Annotated in this window: 1 protein-coding gene and 1 pseudogene; one reads left to right on the top strand and one right to left on the bottom strand. The window is 49.2% G+C overall.

The features are described from left to right. A pseudogene (locus tag AB4653_RS23385) lies at positions 1-77 on the top strand (Na(+)-translocating NADH-quinone reductase subunit B); the annotation flags it as partial. Between the two features lie 92 nt (positions 78-169). On the opposite strand, the gene AB4653_RS23380 reads toward AB4653_RS23385, so the two are convergent. Next, positions 170-1,092 (bottom strand): NADH:ubiquinone reductase (Na(+)-transporting) subunit B (locus tag AB4653_RS23380; protein ID WP_372105439.1); only part of this gene is annotated, 923 nt, incomplete at its 5' end.

Raw genomic sequence — 1,092 nt, 5'->3', positions numbered from 1 at the left:
ACAGTGCATACGACGAGATGTGCGGTGAGCATTGTGGTAACACCCAACCGTTCGAAATTGATTTGAAATGGAGTTAAATCAACTTCAAATCAATCGCAATAAAAATTGAAAGGCTTGCAGCGATGCAAGCCTTTCTTATGGGAGTAACTTTCCCTGTTCCGCATTAAAATCAGCGCAATGTTCGTTTCTGTCTACGTTTGATGTTTTGCTCTTTCACTACAAAGTCGAACAGCGGAGCAAACAGGTTAGCAAACAAGATCGCCAACATGATGCCCTCTGGATAAGCAGGGTTGAGCACTCGAATACCGACCGTCATCACACCGATCAGAATCCCGTAAGCCCACTTACTCTGATTAGTAAACGCGGCAGAAACTGGGTCGGTTGCCATAAAGAAAGTGCCAAAGGCAACACCGCCCAATACAAAGTGCCAGTAGAACGGCATCGAGAACATCGAGTTGGTATCAGAGCCAATCCAGTTCAGTAAACTCGACGTTGCCACAAGCCCAACAATCACACCAGCCACAATGCGCCAAGACGCTATCTTCATGACGATCAAAATCAGACCCGTCAACATGATGAGCAATGAAGAAACCTCGCCCATCGAGCCCGGAATATTACCGATAAAGGCATCCATCCAAGTGATGGCCTCACCAGTCATGTTGTTGATCAGCGACGAGCTCCCCCCCTCATACCATTGGCTGAGCGGTGTTGCGCCAGAATAACCATCAGCTGCCACCCATACCAAGCCACCGGACATGTTGGCGGGATAAGCAAAGTAAAGAAACGCTCGCCCCGCTAGTGCAGGGTTGAGAAAGTTTCGCCCTGTACCACCAAACAGCTCTTTCGCGACAACGATACCAAAGGTGATACCCAAAGCGGCTTGCCACAACGGGATAGTTGGCGGAAGAATAAGTGCGAACAGTACCGAGCTTACAAAAAAGCCTTCATTCACCTCGTGTTTTCGTACAACGGCAAATAAAACTTCCCAGAAGCCCCCGACCACAAATACGGTGGCATAAACAGGTAGGAAGTAGAGCGCCCCCAAGAACATCTGGCGCCCCCAGTCGCTTGCGACTAAGGACTGTGCATCAC

The organism is Vibrio sp. 10N.222.48.A3 (genome assembly GCF_041475345.1).
In the GTDB taxonomy this organism is placed as follows: domain Bacteria; phylum Pseudomonadota; class Gammaproteobacteria; order Enterobacterales; family Vibrionaceae; genus Vibrio; species Vibrio tasmaniensis_A.
Note: the sequence above shows the minus strand (reverse complement) of the source record. Positions and strands in the feature narration are given on the sequence as shown.